The 17,567-nt window shown below is 65.7% G+C and carries 13 protein-coding genes; 8 read left to right on the forward strand and 5 right to left on the reverse strand.

Annotation, left to right across the window (positions count from 1 at the left end; translation table 11 throughout):
- Positions 1-73: 73 nt before the first annotated feature.
- Positions 74-253 carry a hypothetical protein gene (locus O8I58_RS06920; protein WP_298321708.1) on the reverse strand — a complete coding sequence of 60 codons (180 nt, stop codon included), beginning with the start codon at positions 251-253 and terminating at the stop codon, positions 74-76.
- Between O8I58_RS06920 and ybaL the strand changes: the two genes are divergently transcribed.
- The 4 genes from ybaL to O8I58_RS06940 all read left to right on the forward strand — a co-directional run bounded on the left by ybaL (position 252) and on the right by O8I58_RS06940 (position 6,899).
- The gene (gene ybaL, locus O8I58_RS06925) at positions 252-1,991 is read left to right on the forward strand and encodes a YbaL family putative K(+) efflux transporter (protein WP_298321711.1); all 1,740 of its coding nucleotides are present in this window, start codon (positions 252-254) and stop codon (positions 1,989-1,991) included. The two genes, O8I58_RS06920 and ybaL, sit on opposite strands and share 2 nt — an antisense overlap.
- 103 nt (positions 1,992-2,094) lie before the next feature.
- Entirely contained in the window at positions 2,095-3,213 is a 1,119-nt protein-coding gene (locus O8I58_RS06930) for an HDOD domain-containing protein (protein WP_298321713.1), read from the forward strand.
- A 316-nt stretch (positions 3,214-3,529) separates the two neighbouring features.
- Positions 3,530-3,757, forward strand: a complete 228-nt coding sequence (locus O8I58_RS06935; RefSeq protein WP_298321715.1) for a hypothetical protein — start codon at positions 3,530-3,532, stop codon at positions 3,755-3,757.
- 115 nt (positions 3,758-3,872) lie between these two features.
- On the forward strand, positions 3,873-6,899 hold the full coding sequence (locus O8I58_RS06940; RefSeq protein WP_298321717.1) for a TonB-dependent receptor: 3,027 nt from the start codon (positions 3,873-3,875) through the stop codon (positions 6,897-6,899).
- Positions 6,900-6,989: 90 nt separating this feature from the next.
- On the opposite strand, the gene clpB is transcribed toward O8I58_RS06940, so the two are convergent.
- Positions 6,990-9,575, reverse strand: a complete 2,586-nt coding sequence (gene clpB / locus O8I58_RS06945) for an ATP-dependent chaperone ClpB (protein ID WP_298321719.1) — start codon at positions 9,573-9,575, stop codon at positions 6,990-6,992.
- Positions 9,576-9,942: 367 nt separating this feature from the next.
- Between clpB and mqo the strand changes: the two genes are divergently transcribed.
- The 3 genes from mqo to O8I58_RS06960 all read left to right on the forward strand — a co-directional run bounded on the left by mqo (position 9,943) and on the right by O8I58_RS06960 (position 12,930).
- Positions 9,943-11,652: a malate dehydrogenase (quinone) gene (gene mqo, locus O8I58_RS06950; protein WP_298321720.1), complete on the forward strand. Its 1,710-nt coding sequence runs from the start codon at positions 9,943-9,945 to the stop codon at positions 11,650-11,652.
- Between the two features lie 207 nt (positions 11,653-11,859).
- Positions 11,860-12,147, forward strand: a complete 288-nt coding sequence (locus O8I58_RS06955; protein WP_298322815.1) for a GIY-YIG nuclease family protein — start codon at positions 11,860-11,862, stop codon at positions 12,145-12,147.
- A gap of 75 nt (positions 12,148-12,222) precedes the next feature.
- Positions 12,223-12,930, forward strand: coding sequence for a glutathione S-transferase (locus O8I58_RS06960; RefSeq protein WP_298321722.1), 708 nt, complete (start codon positions 12,223-12,225; stop codon positions 12,928-12,930).
- 31 nt (positions 12,931-12,961) lie between these two features.
- Here the strand turns inward: O8I58_RS06960 and O8I58_RS06965 are convergent, their stop codons facing one another.
- The 3 genes from O8I58_RS06965 to O8I58_RS06975 form a co-directional block, all read right to left on the reverse strand.
- Positions 12,962-13,795 (reverse strand): DUF3014 domain-containing protein, encoded by an 834-nt coding sequence (locus tag O8I58_RS06965; protein ID WP_298321724.1) that lies wholly within the window; start codon positions 13,793-13,795, stop codon positions 12,962-12,964.
- Between the two features lie 156 nt (positions 13,796-13,951).
- Positions 13,952-15,544 (reverse strand): SulP family inorganic anion transporter, encoded by a 1,593-nt coding sequence (locus tag O8I58_RS06970; RefSeq protein WP_298321726.1) that lies wholly within the window; start codon positions 15,542-15,544, stop codon positions 13,952-13,954.
- Positions 15,545-15,612: 68 nt separating this feature from the next.
- Entirely contained in the window at positions 15,613-16,530 is a 918-nt protein-coding gene (locus O8I58_RS06975) for a LysR family transcriptional regulator (protein WP_298321728.1), read from the reverse strand.
- Positions 16,531-16,638: 108 nt separating this feature from the next.
- On the opposite strand from O8I58_RS06975, the gene O8I58_RS06980 reads away from it, so the two are divergent.
- Entirely contained in the window at positions 16,639-17,556 is a 918-nt protein-coding gene (locus O8I58_RS06980; RefSeq protein ID WP_298321730.1) for a DMT family transporter, read from the forward strand.
- Positions 17,557-17,567: the final 11 nt, after the last annotated feature.

Consider the following 17,567-nt stretch of genomic DNA (forward strand, 5'->3'; position numbering starts at 1 on the left):
AAGGCCACAGCAGAGCCCCAAGACGGAATTGCCACAAGCTCCGCTCTACATCTGCCAGATACACATCGACACCTCAGTACCACACGCACATCAGCCTCCATTGCAAAGGCGTAAGGTCGCCGATGTCCTGCCTGTCATCGATGTCATCTTTGATAGACGGCATGAACCGATCAGTCACTTTCGATTTGCCCTGCCTGTCCTTGCTGAGCGACACTGCAATGAACGGGATACGGACATAACGGGGAAATGCCATGCACCACGACACCAGCCTGATTGACATCATCGCCGTCGGCCTGGCGGTGGCCTTCGTGTTCGGCGCCCTGGCCAACAAACTCAAACTCTCGCCGCTGGTGGGCTACCTGGTGGCGGGCATGGTGGTCGGTCCATTCACCCCGGGCTTCGTTGCCGACCAGCACCTGGCCACGCAGCTGTCCGAACTGGGCGTGATGCTGCTGATGTTCGGCGTGGGCCTGCATTTCTCGCTGGCCGACCTGATGTCGGTCAAGAAGATCGCCATCCCCGGCGCGGTCGTGCAGATCGCGGTGGCCACCCTGCTCGGCTGGGGGCTGGCGTGGTGGATGGACTGGAATCCGCTGCAGGGCTTCGTGTTCGGCCTGGCACTGTCGGTGGCCAGCACCGTGGTGCTGCTGCGGGCGATGGAAGACCGCCGCATGCTGGACACCAATAAAGGCCGCATCGCGATCGGCTGGCTGATCGTGGAGGACCTGGCCATGGTCCTGGCGCTGGTGTTGCTGCCGGCCCTGGCCGGCGCGCTAGGCGACGGCGGCACGGCGCAGGCCGCAGTTGAAGCCGGCGGCGGTGCAGCGGTCAACGCCGCCCAGGCTGAGCCCAGCGCCTGGCTGGCCATTGCCAAGGCCATCGGCATCACCCTGCTGCAGGTCGCCGCGTTCGTCGCGGTCATGCTGATCGTCGGCAAGCGCGTGATCCCGTGGACGCTGGAAAAAGTCGCCGCCACCGGCTCGCGCGAACTGTTCACCCTGTCGGTGCTGGCCATCGCCCTGGGCGTGGCATTCGGTTCGGCCAAGCTGTTCGGCGTGTCCTTCGCGCTGGGCGCGTTCTTCGCCGGCATGCTGCTCAACGAATCCGAACTCAGCCACAAGGCGGCCAATGATTCGCTGCCGCTGCGCGATGCGTTCGCGGTGCTGTTCTTCGTCTCGGTCGGCATGTTGTTCGACCCGACCATCATCGTGAAGTACCCGCTGCAGGTGCTGGCGACCTTCCTGATCATCGTGGTCGGCAAGTCGGTGGCGGCCTACGCCATCGTGCGCGCGTTCGGCCATCCCAAGGGCACCGCGCTGACCATTTCGGCCAGCCTGGCGCAGATCGGCGAGTTCTCCTTCATCCTGGCAGGCCTGGGCCTGACCTTGAAGATCCTGCCGCAGGAAGGCCACGACATGATCCTGGCCGGTGCGCTGCTGTCGATCGTGGCCAATCCATTCCTGTTCACCGCGCTGGACTGGTGGAACAAGCGCAACGAACAGGAGTCCCCCACCGTCGCCGAACCCGAACCGCTGCCCGGCCCGCCGCTGGAGGCCTTTGACCACGCCATCGTGATCGGCTACGGCCGCGTCGGCAGCAACCTGGCCCGCGTGCTGCGCGAGCGTGGCGTGCCGCTGGTGGTGATCGACGACAACCGCGACAACGTCGAGAAGGCGCACGCCGCCGGCATTCCCGCGATCCGTGGCAGCGCCGCCGCCGATGCGGTGCTGGCCGAAGCGCAGCCGGGCAAAGCCAAGATCGCCGTGCTGGCGATCCCGCAGCCGCTGGAAGCTGGCGAAGCCATCGCCAAGCTACGTGCGCTCAATCCGGAACTGACGGTGCTGGCGCGTGCGCATAGCGAGGCCGAAGTCACACATCTGCTCGGACACGGCGCCGACGGCGCGGTGCTGGCCGAACGCGAGCTGGCCCACTCCCTGGCCGAAATGATCCTGGCCACGCCGCCCTATCGCGCACTGCGTGCGCACGCTTGACCGTGGTGCCACGCGTTTAGCGGTGACCCCCGGCCACGGATTAGGTAAAGTCTCCGGCTCACGCCTGGCCGGGACCGCGCCCGGCTTTTTCAGGGGAAATGTCTTGCGCATCTTGTTTGTTGGCGACCCATCAACGTTTTCATTGGAACTGTCCGCTTACATCAGCGAACTGGGCGACGACTGGCAGATCCTGGTCGCCGCCAACGGTGAAGCCGCCATCGCCGAGGTTGCCCAATCGTCGATCGACGTGGTGATCGTCGCGCCCGTGCTTTCAGATCTGAGTGCGACAACGCTGCTCGGACAGATCAGGACCCTGCGCCCGGAAACCAGTCGGATCGCGCTGGTCGATGTCCAGGAGGCCCAGCGCGCCCCGGCGGCACGCATCATCGGCGTGGCACATCGTCTCCTTCCGGTCCCGCTGACGCCGGAAGCCTTGCTCGAAGCCGTCACCAGCCTGGAGGAACTGCGCGAGCTGCTGGACAACCCCAAGCTCCGCACTTCGATCGGGCGCATCGAAAAGCTGCCTTCACCGCCGCATCTGTACCTCAGCCTGATGCAGGCGCTCGAGGAAGACGAGCAGACCGATGCCAACGACATCGCCAAGCTGGTCTCCGGCGACCCGGCGATTGCCGCCAAGGTCCTGCAACTCTGCAACTCGGCATTCTTTTCCGGTGGCCGCAGCATTGCCGACCTGCGCACGGCGGTCACCCGCCTTGGGATCTCGACGCTGCGCGACCTGGTCCTGGCCAGCGAGGTGTTCTCGATCCCATCGCTCCCCCAGGCAGAACGCACGGCCATGCAGCAGCGCGCGCTGCTGTCCTCGAGGCTCGCCGCCAAGATCCTGCCCGCATCCAGCGCCGAGCTGGGATCCACCGCAGCGTTGCTGGCTGACATCGGGCTGCTGCTTCCCGGCGTTCGCAACGAACACACGCCCCCGACCGACGCGCACGACGACCGCCCGGGCCATAGCGAGGCCGGCGCTTATCTGCTCGGACTGTGGGGCCTGCCGATGCCGATCATCGAGGCGGTGGCATTCCAGCTTCACCCCCAGCGTTCCAGCCTGCGCAGCTTCTGGGTGACCGGGGCGGTGCATGTCGCCACCGCGCTGGTCAGCGGCAATCCCGTCGACGAGGAATACCTGCGCAAGGTCGGCGTGCTGCCGAAGCTCCCCGGTTGGCGCGAGCAGGCCGAAAAGCTCCTGGGCCGGGCAGAAGACGTCTAGAACCCGCATAGCCCGCCGCCGATCGCCACCGTTCTCCACGGCCGGCGACCGGTGCGCCGACCCGATCCGCATTGCGCAGCATCATCGAGACGACGCAAGCACATGCCGCCGCGCGGGTGATCCCGTGGCCCCAAGCTGATGACCGATGGGTAGCCCTGCGATCTGCAGGGATTCAAGGCCCACCCCACCGCCGCCATCTCGTGCCGGCTTCCCCGGGTGATGCCGGACGGGCCGTTCAACCGGCCAGGGAATGATCCCGCCCGTCCCACTCAAATCGGTCGCGCCCGACCCGGGCCAGACACAGACAGACCGGTCCGTGCAGGACATCACCGCGGCAACAATCACCGGGATCGCCCGGCACATTCTGCTGGAAGAACAGCTGACAGGCCTTAACTATTGGCGCGATGTGACTGCGGCGCAGCAAATTCTCACGATTGCAATTTTTCCGTTGTGTAACCGTTTTCTTGTTGATAGAAAACACCAAGAGAACGCGCGCTCCGTCTCCGAAAAGCATTTGCAGTCCTGTCAGCACAGTCCCGGTTGAACCGCGTGTCGGTCCTTGGCCCGCGGTTCGCCTTCCGCCCAATGCCATCCGCTTGCCTCTCGCACCGGGCTGACCGCGCCGGATGGGGAGGTCATGCCCAGATCCGGAGAGCCCCATGTCCCGCCAGTCCACTCGCCTGCCCCTGTGCCAAGCGCTGCTCGTCGCGCTTGGCATGGCCTGTAGTGCCCCGCTGCTTGCCCAATCGACCACCGGCACCCTGTTCGGCCAGGCGCCGGGCCAGGCGGTAAGCGTCCGCATCGAAAGCGCCACCGGCGCGGTCCGCGATGTGCCCGTGGATGCCGATGGCCGCTACAAATCGCCGCCACTGGCGGTGGGCGAATACACGGTCGAGCTGATCCAGCAGGGCGCCGTGGTCCAGACCCAGCACGTGCTGGTCAAGGTGGGCGCAGCCAGTGAAGTGTCCTTCGTCGCCGATACCGGCACGTCCAGCAGCGCAACCAATCTGTCCGCGGTCAAGGTCAGCGCCAGTGCCGCGCCGGCCATCGACGTCTCGTCGACCGATTCGCGCACCGTCATCGTCGCCGATCAGCTGCGCAAGCTGCCGCTGGGCCGCAGCGCCGAGGACATCGCCAAACTGGCGCCGGGCGCAGTCAACAACAGCGGCGGCTTCACCAGCACCACGGGCCGTTCGCTGGTGAGCTTCGGCGGGTCTTCGCCGACCGAGAACGCCTACTACGTCAACGGCTTCAACACGACCGATCCGCTCAACGCCGCCGGCGGCCTGAGCCTGCCCTATGGCGCGATCTCGCAACAGGAAACCTATACCGGTGGCTACAGCGCCCAGTACGGGCGCTCGGATGGCGGCGTCATCAACGTCATCGGCAAGCGCGGCACCAACCAGTGGCATTACGGTTTCCAGATGGTGTGGGAGCCCAACTGGGCGCGCTCCACCTCCGACAACAGCTACTACGCCAATGGCCTGCCCAATTCGCCGGTCGAAGGCGATCCCTACCTGTACAGCTACAAGGGCGATGACAGCAAGGACGACTGGAGCACGGCGCTCTACGCCGGCGGTCCGCTGATCAGGGACAAGCTGTTCTTCTTCGCCAGCGTCGAGCTGGAACGCAGCAGCGGCACCACCGTCAACTCGGTCGATACCAACCCGAGCAACGCGCTGCTGGACTACAACAACCAGATGCCCAAGGGCTACGCGAAGATCGACTGGAACATCACCGACAGCCAGATGCTGGAACTGACCGGCGTGTCCGACCGCTACAAGACCTGGGGCTCGTACTACACCTACGACTACAGCGACAAGAAGCGTGGCGACTACGTCAACTCGGCCAACAAGACCGAAACCGGCGGCAACCTGTGGGTGGCCAAGTACACCAACTACATCACCGACAACCTGACCTTCAGCGGCACCTACGGCAAGATGCGCACGCGCAACTATTCGGTGCCGGGCAACTACGACGCCACCACGCCCTACATCTACGACGCCAATAACCAGAACCCGGCGCTCAACGGCGGCACGCCGATCACCAACGGCCAGACCGTGGACAGCATTTCCGATCCCGGCCAGGGCAACCAGACCAGCAACCTGCGCCTGGACCTGAGCTGGGTGCTGGGCAACCACACGATCAGCGCCGGCATCGACAACCTGAAGTCCATCGCCGCCAGCCAGGGCGCGCGTTCCAGTGGTCCCGGTTACAACTGGAGCTACCAGTACACCAGCTCGCCGACCTCGCCCATCAATGCCGATGCCGGCATCGGTGCGGTCGCCGATTACGCCAACGGCGCAGGCGGCTATTACGTGCAGAAGAACGTCTACAGCCAGTCGGCCACAATCAGTTCCTCGCAGAAGGCGCAGTACATCGAGGACCGCTGGCAGGTCACGCCGAACCTGCTGCTCAGCATGGGCCTGCGCAACGACCAGTTCATCAACTATGACGCCGGTGGCCAGCCGTACATCCGCCAGGAGAAGCCGCAGTGGGCACCGCGCCTGGGCGTGGCCTGGGACGTGCACGGCGATTCCAGCCTGAAGCTCTACGGCAACGCCGGCCGCTACTACCTGGGCCTGCCGCTCAACCCGGCGCTGGTGGCGGCGTCCAACGCGATCAACACCGCCCAGTACTTCACCTACAGCGGCATCGCCGCCGATGGCACGCCGACCGGCCTGACCCAGATTTCCGAACCGTATTCCTCGCTCAACCAGTACGGCCAGGACCCCGATCCCAAGACCGCCAGCGCCGCCAACATCGAGCCCGAATACCAGGACGAATTCATCCTGGGCTTCGACAAGACCCTGGGCAGCAGCTGGGCCTACGGCGTCAAGGGCACCTTCCGCAACCTGCGCAACGCGATCGACGATTTCTGTTCGATGAGCCAGGTGGTCGCCAAGGCCCAGAGCCTGGGATACGACGTGGAGAACTACAACAGCTGCTACCTGTTCAACCCGGGTCGCGCCAATACCTTCCTGCTCAAGGACACCAGCGGCAACTACGTCAGCGTGCCGATGACCAATGACGAACTGGGCTTCCCCCAGCTCAAGCGCCGCTACTACAGCATCGAAACCGTGCTGGAGCATCCGCTGGAAAACAACTGGTACGGCAAGTTCAGCTACGTGTGGTCGCGCAGCTACGGCAACACCGAAGGCCAGGTGCGCTCCGATGCCAGCCAGTCCGGCACCTCGACCAGTTACGACTGGGACAACGAAGCGATCATGGCCTACACCAACGGCCCGCAGAACAACGACCACACCCACCAGATCAAGCTCTACGGCTACTACCAGTTCTCGCCCGAATGGCTGGCCTCGGCCAGCGTCAGCGCGATTTCCGGCACGCCGCGCCACTGCCTGAGCTACTACGGCGCCGACCAGACCGATCCGCTGGGCTATGGCAGCGTCTACCACTTCTGCAACGGCGAACCGGCCCCTCCGGGCAGCCAGGGCCGCATGCCATGGGTCAAGCAGCTGGACCTGGGCGTGAGCTACAGCCCGGCCTTCGCCGAACATCGCCTGACCTTCGGCGTGGACGTGTTCAACGTGCTCAACGCGCAGACGCCGCTGCAGCGCTACGCCTTCAGCGAAAACGCGCCGTTCTCGCCCAATCCGCAGTTCAACACGGTGACCATCCGCCAGGAACCGCGCTACGCCCGCCTGAGCCTGAGCTACGACTTCTAGACAGCCCCACCTCTGACGCGCCCTACGAAGAAGCCCCGCATCCGCGGGGCTTCTTTGTTTACCGAATCACCGCCATGCCGGCGCCAGCGATCAGCCCTTGGTGAAACTCAGCTGGCCGCCGTCGGCATCGACCTTGACGGTGTCGCCGTTGCTGAATGCGCCGGAGAGGATTTTCTGCGCCAGCGGGTTTTCCAGCTGCTGCTGGATCGCACGCTTGAGCGGACGCGCGCCATACACCGGGTCGAAGCCGATATCGCCCAGCACGTCGAACGCGGCATCCGACACGTCCAGCCCGATCCCGCGTTCGCGCAGGCGTGCCTCCAGCCCACGTAGCTGGATCCTGGCAATCTGGCGGATCTGCGCCTTGTCCAGCGGATGGAACACGACGATATCGTCCAGCCGGTTGATGAACTCCGGGCGGAAATGCGCCTGGACTACGCCCATCACCGAGGACTTCATCTGCAGGTAGGCCTCCGGTGAATCGTCGCCGCTCATCTCCTGGATCAGGTTGCTGCCTAGGTTGGAGGTCATCACGATGGCGGTGTTGCGGAAGTCCACCGTGCGGCCCTGGCCGTCGGTCAGGCGGCCATCGTCCAGCACCTGTAGCAGGATGTTGAACACATCGCTGTGGGCCTTCTCGACCTCGTCCAGCAGGATCAGCGAATACGGACGACGACGCACGGCCTCGGTCAGGTAACCGCCTTCCTCGTAGCCCACGTAGCCCGGGGGCGCACCGATCAGGCGCGCGACCGAATGCTTCTCCATGAACTCGCTCATGTCGATGCGGATCATCGCGTCGGAGCTGTCGAACAGGAACTCGGCCAACGCCTTGCATAGCTCGGTCTTGCCCACGCCGGTCGGGCCCAGGAACAGGAACGAACCGCTCGGACGATTGGGATCGGACAGGCCGGCGCGCGAACGACGCACCGCGTCGGACACGACCTTGATCGCCTCTTCCTGGCCGACCACGCGCGTATGCAGCTGTTGCTCCATCTGCAGCAGTTTCTCGCGCTCGCCTTCCAGCATCTTGTTGACCGGGATGCCGGTCCAGCGCGACACGACTTCAGCGATTTCCTCTGCGGTCACGCGGTCCTGGACCAGCTTGAATTCCTGCTGCTCGGCCGCCTGCGCGGCGGCGAGCTGCTGCTCCAGTTGCGGCAGCTGGCCATACTGGATCTCGCTCATGCGCGCGTAATCCTGGCGGCGCTGTGCGGCTTCCAGTTCGATGCGAGCCGCTTCGATCTGTTCCTTGATCTTGGTCGCACCCTGCAGCGCGGCCTTCTCGGATTTCCAGATTTCGTTGAGATCGGAGAACTCGCGTTCCAGCGTGTCGATGTCCGCTTCCAGGTCAGCCAGCCGCTTCTGCGACTCGCTGTCCTTTTCCTTCTTCAACATCTCGCGCTGGATCTTGAGCTGGATCAGGCGGCGCTCCTTGCGGTCCAGTTCTTCCGGCTTGGAGTCGATCTCCATGCGGATGCGCGATGCAGCTTCGTCCATCAGGTCGATAGCCTTGTCCGGCAACTGGCGGTCAGCGATATAGCGGTTGGACAGCGTGGCCGCAGCGACGATGGCCGGGTCGGTGATTTCCACGCCGTGATGCACCGCATAGCGCTCCTTCAGGCCACGCAGGATGGCGATGGTGTCCTCCACCGTCGGCTCGCCCACGAACACCTTCTGGAAGCGACGCTCCAGCGCGGCGTCCTTCTCCACGTACTTGCGGTACTCGTCCAGTGTGGTGGCACCGATGCAGTGCAGCTCGCCGCGGGCCAGCGCGGGCTTGAGCATGTTGCCCGCATCCATCGCCCCATCGGCCTTGCCGGCGCCGACCATGGTGTGCAGCTCATCGATGAACAGGATGATCTGGCCTTCGCTCTTGGACAGGTCGTTGAGCACGCCCTTCAGCCGCTCCTCGAACTCACCGCGGAACTTGGCACCGGCGATCAATGCGCCCATGTCCAACGACAGCACGCGCTTGTTCTTCAGGTTCTCCGGCACCTCGCCGTTGACGATGCGCTGGGCCAGGCCTTCAACGATCGCGGTCTTGCCCACGCCGGGTTCGCCGATCAGCACCGGGTTGTTTTTGGTGCGGCGCTGCAGGACCTGGATGGTCCGGCGTACTTCCTCGTCGCGGCCGATCACCGGGTCCAGCTTGCCGCTCTCGGCGCGTTCGGTCAGGTCGATGGTGTATTTCTCCAGCGCCTGGCGCTGGTCTTCGGCACTCTCGCTCTGCACGGTCTCGCCGCCGCGGATCTTGTCGATGGCCGCGTCAATCTTCTTCTTGTCGGCACCGGCCGCGCGCAGGGCCAGGCCCAGCGGACCACTATCGTCCACCGCCGCGCGCACGAACCACTCGCTGGCGATGAAGGCATCGCCATGCTGCTGAGCCAGCTTGTCGGTCTGGTTGAGCAGGCGGTTGAGGTCGTTGCCGACCGACAGGTTGCCGGCCTGGCCGGTGACCTTGGGCAGCGCTTCCAGCGATTCGCCCAGGCGCTCGCGCAGCACCGGCACGTTGACGCCAGCCTGCGACAGCAAGGGCCGGGTGCTGCCGCCGGACTGGTCCAGCAGCGCCACCAGCAGGTGCACCGGTTCGATGATGGTGTGGTCGCGGCCCACGGCCAGCGACTGCGCGTCGGCCAGGGCCTGCTGGAAGCGCGAAGTGAGTTTGTCCATCCGCATTGAGAGCAATCCTCGGGTCAGGTGGCGGGCGCCGGGCGGCGCCAATGCCCGTGAAATGTGGATAAGCGCCTGAAATTCAAGCAGGATCAGGGTTGGCGGGGCGTCACGGCATGTTCCACCAGTCGGGCCACACCGGCACAGGACGTTTTTCCGTCCGACCGGTGCCGACGGTGGAGCCGGTACAATCCCGCTCAGGCCGAAAAAGCATCACGTGATGCTTTTTCTCACCCAGCTGCCCCCGATCCACCCTGCGGGAAAGGAACGGGCCGCCTGCACCAGTTGCTTCCCGCCTGCCGTATCCCGGCGCGACAGTTGAACGCACTCTGGAAGAAACCCCATCCACCTTGTCGACGATGCAACCATTCCTATGAAGAAATTCCTCAAAATCCTGATTGGGCTGGTCCTGATCGTGGCCGTGGCAGGACTCGCGTTCCTGTACTGGCCGATCAGCAACGACGCCAATACCAAGGCCGACAACGACAAGCCGGTGGATGCCGTGCTGATCGGTGGCGGCATCATGAGCGTCACGCTCGCCACCTACCTGCAGGAACTGCAGCCAGACTGGAACGTGCAGCTGTTCGAACGCCTGGACGGCGTGGCCCTGGAAAGCTCCAACGGCTGGAACAACGCCGGCACCGGGCATTCGGCCTACGCCGAACTCAACTACACCCCGGAACTGCCGGATGGCTCGGTCGAGACCAAGCGCGCGGTCGGCATCGTCGAACAGTTCGAGGTGTCGCGTCAGTTCTGGGCGCATGAGGTCAAGGAAGGCCGCCTGGGCCAGCCGTCGGACTTCATCAACCCGACCCCGCACATGAGCTTCGTCTGGGGCGCCGACCGGGTCGAATACCTGCGCAAGCGCCACGATGCGATGGTCAAGAACCCGATGTTCTACGGCATGCAGTACTCCACCGACCCGGAGCAGATCCGCAAGTGGGCGCCGCTGGTGATGGAAGGCCGCGACCCCAAGCAGCAGGTCGCCGCGACCTACATGCCGCTGGGCACCGACGTGAACTTCGGCGTGATCACCAACCAGCTGACCGATTCGCTCAAGCGCAATCCCAACTTCCACCTGCAGTTGCAGCATGAGGTCGTCGGCCTGCACCAGAACGACGACAAGACCTGGAACGTCACCACCAAGGACCTGAAGGACGGCACGACCAGCACGGTCAAGACGCGCTTCGTGTTCATCGGTGCCGGCGGTGCGGCACTGAAGCTGCTGCAGATGTCGGGCATTCCGGAGTCGAAGAACTACGCCGGCTTCCCGGTGGGCGGCCAGTTCCTGGCCATCCAGAACCCGGCCATCGCCGAGCGCCACAAGGTCAAGGTCTACGGCATGGCCGATACCGGCTCGCCGCCGATGTCGGTCCCGCACATCGACGCGCGCAAGCTGGAAGGCAAGCCGGTCGTGCTGTTCGGGCCGTTCGCGCTGTACAGCACCAAGTTCCTCAAGGAAGGCTCGCAGTGGGACCTGTATTCCTCGGTCAACCACAACAACGTGGCCGGCATGATGAAGGTGGGCGAGGAGAACCTGGACCTGGTGAAGTACCTGATGGAACAGGCGAAGCTGACCGACGCCGACCGCCAGGAACAGCTGCTGCGTTATTTCCCCGAAGCCAAGCGCGAGGACTGGAAGCTGATCACCGCTGGCCAGCGCGTGCAGATCATCAAGCGTGACGAGAAGACCGGCGAGACCAGCCTGCAGTTCGGCACCGAGATCGTGGCCGACAAGGACGGCACCATCGCCGCGCTGTTGGGCGCATCGCCGGGTGCTTCGACCTCGCCGCCGATCATGCTCAAGGTGCTGGCCAAGGCCTTCCCGAAGGAGATGGCCGCTGGCTGGGAAACCCGCCTGAAGGAGATCATTCCTTCCTACGGCGAGCAGATCAACGACAGCGCCGCGCGCACCAACCAGATCCGCCGCATGACCAGCGAAGCACTGCATCTGCCGTACCTGGAAGTGCCGGAGCATCCGGATGCCAGCAGCCCGGCACCGGCCGTGATCGATCCGACCCAGCCGGAAGCGGCCCCGGTCGAAAAGAAGGACACCAGCAACGTCGAGATGCAGGCGCTCTGATCGCGCACTGCTGATCGCAACAACGCCGCTTCCCGTGCAGTCCGCAGGGAAGCGGCCATGCAGACCGGAAAGCCTGTCGCGCAAGCGGCAGGCTTTTTCCTTGGTCGACGGGCTTGGCTGCCATCCATCGACTGGCACAGTCGTGAGGTCAAGCCAGCCGCGCGCCAGATTTCTCTCCGATCAGATCGGCACGGCATACTGCACGCGATGCCCGACCCCGCCCGCCCCTGGCTGCTGTACCTGCTGGAATGCCGCAACGGCAGCTGGTATGCAGGCATCACCAACGATCTCGATCGCCGCTTCCAGGCCCATCTGCGCGGCACTGGCGCGCGTTACACGCGTGCCAATCCGCCAGTGCGCATCCTGGCCAGCCGCGCGTATCCAGACCGGGCCAGCGCCTCGCGCGCGGAATGGCAGCTCAAGCAACTGCCAAGAGGCCGCAAACTGGACTGGCTACTGCAGGACGTCGACCACACTCACATCAGCCCGACCTGATCCACATGCACGGATCACGCCGCGCTTGCCGGCGATTACCTAGCCTTGCCCTTTTCCCATGGCACGGAGTTGGCGATGCATTACCAGCTGTACTACTGGACCGGGATTCAAGGCCGCGGCGAGTTCGTGCGCCTGGCCCTGGAAGACGCCGGTGCCGACTACACCGAGGTGGCCCGCGTGGAAGGCGACGCGGTGATGTACGCATTTCTCGAGGGCAGCAAGGAAGGCCCGCGGCCGTTCGCACCACCATTCCTCAAGGCCGGGCGCCTGGTGATCGCCCAGGTCGCCAACATCCTGCATTACCTGGGTCCGCGGCTGGCACTGGTGCCGGAAACCGAATCCCGCCGCCTGCAGGCGCTGCAGCTGCAACTGACCATCACCGACCTGGTGGCCGAAGTGCATGACACCCACCACCCCATCGCGTCTTCGCGCTACTACGAAGACCAGCGGCCCGAAGCCGCACGCCGCGCGGAAGACCTGCGCAGCAACCGGCTGCCGAAATTCCTGGGCTATTTCGAAGACGTGCTGGAACAGGGCGGCGGCAGGCACCTGTTGCGCCAACATTCGTACGTGGACCTGTCGCTGTTCCAGGTCCTGAGCGGGCTGGATTACATGTTCCCCAAGCGCATGTCGACGCTGGCGCCAACGCTTCCCCTGCTGCAGGGTTTGAAGGGACGCGTTGCCCAGCGGCCGAACATCGCGACCTATCTGGCATCGGAGCGACGCGTGGCGTTCAACACCAACGGCATCTTCCGCCACTACCCGGAACTCGACGCCGCCTGATTGCGGCATGCGAGTCCCGGTGCCCCAGCGATCACATGCGCGTGAGCGCGGTGCGGATGGCCTTGAGCTGGGTCTTCACCGCGGCTTCCTGCTCCAGGCCCAGGCGCACCAGCGCCTTCTGGCCGACCGACAGCGATTCCAGCGACGGATCGGTATAGCGGAAATGGCCTTTGCCGTCAGGCTCGACCGCGACGGGGGCGGCTGGCGCGGGTGCATTGAGCAGGTGATCGATCACTTCCACCAGCCGGTCATTGAAGTAGCCATTGGGCTTGCCCAACTCCGCGTACGCCTGCTGGAACAGCGGATAGAAGCGCTTGTACGCACCCACCAGCGCTTCGGCATCGGCATGGGTGAAGGCCTGCACGTACGGCGCGTAGCGTTGTGGATTGGCCGGCGCGATCACCATGCCCGCGTCACTTTCCTGCACCTGCAGGCTGCCATCCACCGGTTTCACCGCCATCGCGTTACGGGTGAGGCTGGGCAGCGTGAGGTTGTCGACCATCACCACGATGCGCTGTATCAGATGTTCGCGCAGCAACAGGCCCAGGGCTCCGTCATTGCCCGCGGCCTGCGCCAACGCTTCCCATGCGGGCGCATCGCTGTCGGCCAGCGCCGGCAGGGCCGGTGCAGCGGCATCGGCCGAGGCGCTGGTATCGATGGGGTGCGCGATGGCCGGCGCCTCGGGCGCAGGTGGCGCCGATGGCAGAACGGGCTGGGCCTGCGCCCCGGCCTGCGGCGCAGGCGCTGCGCCATCACCAATGCCCTGCAGGTTCTGGCGGAACAACCACCAGCCCGCACCGGCGACGACAAGGACGACCACGAGCCACGGCCAACGTGATGCTGCTGAAGGCGATCTGGACTGCATGTTGCGGATTTCCTGACATGAACACGCAAGGTCTGACCACGCCTGTTCCGCCAGGTTCCATCACGCCCGGAAAGCCCACGTTCCCCTGTAGCGCGGAGCTTGCTCCGCGGCACATGCCCGACGACCTGACCGAAAGGCAGCGGAGCGAGCTCCGCGCTACAAGGCGCTCTTCTTCTGCAGCGACAGCAATCCCGTCATCACCGCCAGGGCGAGATAGGCGCCGGTGAACTGCCAACTCATCGTGCGGGCCAGGCCTTCCAGCTGCCACGGCAAGGTCAGCGCGCCGTTGGGTGCAACCGAATGAATCACGCCGAACAGCGTCAGCACCGCCGACACCAGCCAGAACACCGCGGCACGCCGCAGCGCGCCATCGACCATCGCCGCCACCGCGCTGGTCCACAGCATCGCGGTGATGATGAAACCATTGCCCAGCAGCAGGATCACCGCCATTTCCGGCAGGCCGTGGCCGTCGAGCGTGGTGGTCATCGCACCGAACTGTTCGAACGGAATCCAGCCATGCGCCTTGATCAGCAGCAGGTAGGCCACCGACGGCAGGAAGCCCAGCACCATCGCGCCGGCGTGCTTCTGCGGGGTGGCCTGGAAGGCCTGGGTGGTGATGTCGATCGCCACGTACACGATGATCGGCGACAGCACCGCCAGCGGCAGCCACTGCACCAGCATCGACACCACGCCGAGCATGCCGCCGATGCCGATGAACAACCCGGTCAGCAGCGTGTAACCGCTGCGCGCGCCCATGTGCTTGTACGCGGGTTGGCCGATGTACGGCGTGGTCTGGGCGACGCCGCCACAGATGCCGGCGACCAGCGTGGCAATGGCTTCCACCAGCAGGATGTCGCGGGTGCGGTAGTCGTCACCGGCGGCGCGCGCGCTCTCCGAGACGTTGATGCCACCGACCACCATCAGCAGGCCGAACGGCAGCAGCAGCGGCAGGTAAGGCATCGCGTATGGCAGGCCGGTGATGAAGCCCAGCGACGGCAACGGCAGCGCGATGTGCGGGGCGACCAGTTCGGGCAGCTTGAAGCCCGGTGCGCCCAGCCCTGCCAGGCCCAGCGCGTAGTACAGCGCCGTACCGATGATGAAAGCCACCAGCACGCCCGGCAGCTTCACCGGCAAGCGGCCCTTGGCGATCAGCACGTACAGCAGCAGGCCCAGGGTGAGCAGGCCGACCACTGGCGACTTCAGGGTTTCCAGCAGCGGCAGGAAGCCCATCAGCACCAGCGCGATGCCGGCAATCGAGCCCAGCAGCGCCGCACGCGGCAAGGCGCGCGTGATCGCTTCGCCGAAGAACGACAGCACCACCTTGAACACCCCCATGATCACCAGCGAGGCCATGCCCAGCTGCCAGGTCGCGATGGCCGCCGCATCGGGCGCCATGCCGCCGGCCTTGAACGCGGCGAATGCCGGGCCCAGCACCAGCAGCGCCATGCCGATGCTGGTTGGCGCGTCCAGGCCCAGCGGCATCGCAGCGACATCGTCGCGCCCGCTGCGCTGCGCCAGACGGCGCGCCATCCACGTATAGGCTAGGTTGCCGACCAGCACGCCGAACGCGGTGCCGGGGAACATGCGCCCGAACACGACCTCGGCCGGGAACTGGAAGATCCCCACCAGCGCCATCGCGATGAAGCCCAGGATCGACAGGTTGTCGACCACCAGGCCGAAGAAACCGTTGAGGTCGCCGGGGACGATCCAGCGCGGACGCGCCGAAGACTGCGGGGAAGAAGCGGACATGCGGGGAAAGGCCGGCGCGTGGGGAAAGCGATCCTAGGCGCGCGGGACCATGCCCGGCAACGGCATGGCTAGGACACAGCCAGCCGCTGCACCAGGAAATCGACCAGCACGCGCGCTTTCGGCGGCAGGTAACGGTTCGGCGGATACATCAGCCAGGCCGTGCCGGCATAGGAAGGCGGCTGGAAGCGCCAGTCCGCCAGCACCGGCTGCAGGCGCCCGTCTTCGATCCACGGCCTGGCCACGAAATCCGGCAGCGAAGCGATGCCCAGCCCGGCCGCCGCGGCATCGGCGCGCACCGCACTGTGGTTGGCCGGATAGCGGCCACGCACGTTGACCAGTGCGCGCTCGGTGCCGCGAACGAAGCGCCAGCGCTGGTCCTCGCGCGATTCGCCCAGATGCAGGCACTGGTGCTGCGCCAGTTCACGCGGATGCTGCGGCACGCCGTGCGCCTGCAGGTACCCGGACGCGGCGCACAGCACGTGGCCCACCGGATGCAGCGGGCGCGCGGCCCAGCCTTCGAACGGATGGTCGGTCACCCGCACCACCAGATCCACACCTTCGGCGATGGGATCGACCAGCCGATCCAGCAGCAACAGCTGCAGGTCCACCTGCGGATACAAGGCCAGGAACGCGGGCACGTGCGGATGGATCAAGTGCCGGGCGTAGGCCACCGGCGCGCTCAACCGCACCAGCCCCTGCGGCGCGGCCTGCAACTGGCCAGCGGCTTCCACGGCCGAGGCGGCGGCCTGGGTCATCTCGCGGCAGCGCTCGCACACCGCTTCACCGGCTTCGGTGACACGCAGGCGGCGGGTGGAACGCTCGATCAAACGCGTGGCCAGGGCCTGTTCCAGCCGCTGCACCTGGCGACTGACCGCAGAGGGCGTCACCCCCAGGCGCCGGGCCGCGGCGGAAAAACTGCCGGCATCCACGACCTGCACGAAGGCCGCCATGTCCGGCAGCAGGGGGATCAGGTCGATGTCGTCCAAGCCGGCTCCATTGATGCGCAACAGGCACAAGTGATGTGTATCGGCGCCAGATTATCGAAATCCGGGCGACGAATCAGACTGCACGCCCTTGCCCGCTCTGGAGTCGCCATGTCTCAGCCCCGCTCCACGTTCGGCTGGCCCGATCTGCTGCTGGTGCTGTCGGCCCTGGTCTGGGCGACCAGCTATGGCGTCGGCCAGTCCGCACTGCACTGGGTGCCGGTCCCCACGCTGCTGACGCTGCGCTTTGGCCTGGCCTGGCTGCTGCTGGCACCCGCATGGCTGCGCCTACGCCTGACGCGCGCGGACTGGCTGCGCGTTTTTCGCCTGGGTGGACTGATGCTGCTGACCCTGGCCCTGGAATGCTGGGGCCTGCTGCACACCAGCGCCTCGCACGCCGCACTGCTGATCAGCCTGTGCCTGGTATTCACGCCGCTGGCCGAATGGGCCTGGCTGGGCCGCCGCCCGCGTAGCGCCGAAGCCATCGCCTGCGCACTGTCGCTATGCGGCGTGGTGATGCTCACCGCTGGTGGTGGCCTGCACCTGCAGCTGGGCGATGGCCTGCTGCTGGCCGCCGCCATGAGCCGCAGCGCCCTGGGCGTGCTGACCCGCCAGCAGATGCTGCGCCGTCCAGTGCCGGCGCTGGCGCTCACCGGCGTGCAGTCGGGTGTGGTCGCCTTCGGCGCGCTACTCGCCGTATTGTTGATTCCCGCACAGTCGGCCACCCTGCCCACGCTCAGCGCAGGCGCAGGCTTCTGGACCGCCATCGCCTGGCTGGTCATCGCCTGCACCCTGTTCGCCACCGGCGCGCAGAACCTGGGCGCGCGTTACCGCAGCGCCACGCGCGTCGCCTTGCTCAGCGGCTGCGAACCGGCTTTCGGTGCCGTGTTCGCTGCGCTCTGGCTGGATGACCGTCTGGGCAGCTGGGGCTGGAGCGGCGCAGCCCTGATCATCGGCGCTGCGCTGCTAGCGGTGCTGCCTTCCCCGCGGCAGTCCGCCCTTCCACCAGCCCAGCCCGGAACCGCGTGACAAACGCCACG

Source organism: Pseudoxanthomonas sp. (assembly GCF_027498035.1).
GTDB lineage: Bacteria > Pseudomonadota > Gammaproteobacteria > Xanthomonadales > Xanthomonadaceae > Pseudoxanthomonas_A.

Coding starts and splice junctions, on each gene's coding strand:
- ybaL (WP_298321711.1), top strand. CDS start 252: ATGCACCACGACACCAGCCTGATTGACATCATCGCCGTCGGCCTGGCG.
- O8I58_RS06920 (WP_298321708.1), bottom strand. CDS start 253: ATGGCATTTCCCCGTTATGTCCGTATCCCGTTCATTGCAGTGTCGCTC.
- O8I58_RS06940 (WP_298321717.1), top strand. CDS start 3,873: ATGTCCCGCCAGTCCACTCGCCTGCCCCTGTGCCAAGCGCTGCTCGTC.
- clpB (WP_298321719.1), bottom strand. CDS start 9,575: ATGCGGATGGACAAACTCACTTCGCGCTTCCAGCAGGCCCTGGCCGAC.
- mqo (WP_298321720.1), top strand. CDS start 9,943: ATGAAGAAATTCCTCAAAATCCTGATTGGGCTGGTCCTGATCGTGGCC.
- O8I58_RS06955 (WP_298322815.1), top strand. CDS start 11,860: ATGCCCGACCCCGCCCGCCCCTGGCTGCTGTACCTGCTGGAATGCCGC.
- O8I58_RS06960 (WP_298321722.1), top strand. CDS start 12,223: ATGCATTACCAGCTGTACTACTGGACCGGGATTCAAGGCCGCGGCGAG.
- O8I58_RS06965 (WP_298321724.1), bottom strand. CDS start 13,795: ATGCAGTCCAGATCGCCTTCAGCAGCATCACGTTGGCCGTGGCTCGTG.
- O8I58_RS06970 (WP_298321726.1), bottom strand. CDS start 15,544: ATGTCCGCTTCTTCCCCGCAGTCTTCGGCGCGTCCGCGCTGGATCGTC.
- O8I58_RS06980 (WP_298321730.1), top strand. CDS start 16,639: ATGTCTCAGCCCCGCTCCACGTTCGGCTGGCCCGATCTGCTGCTGGTG.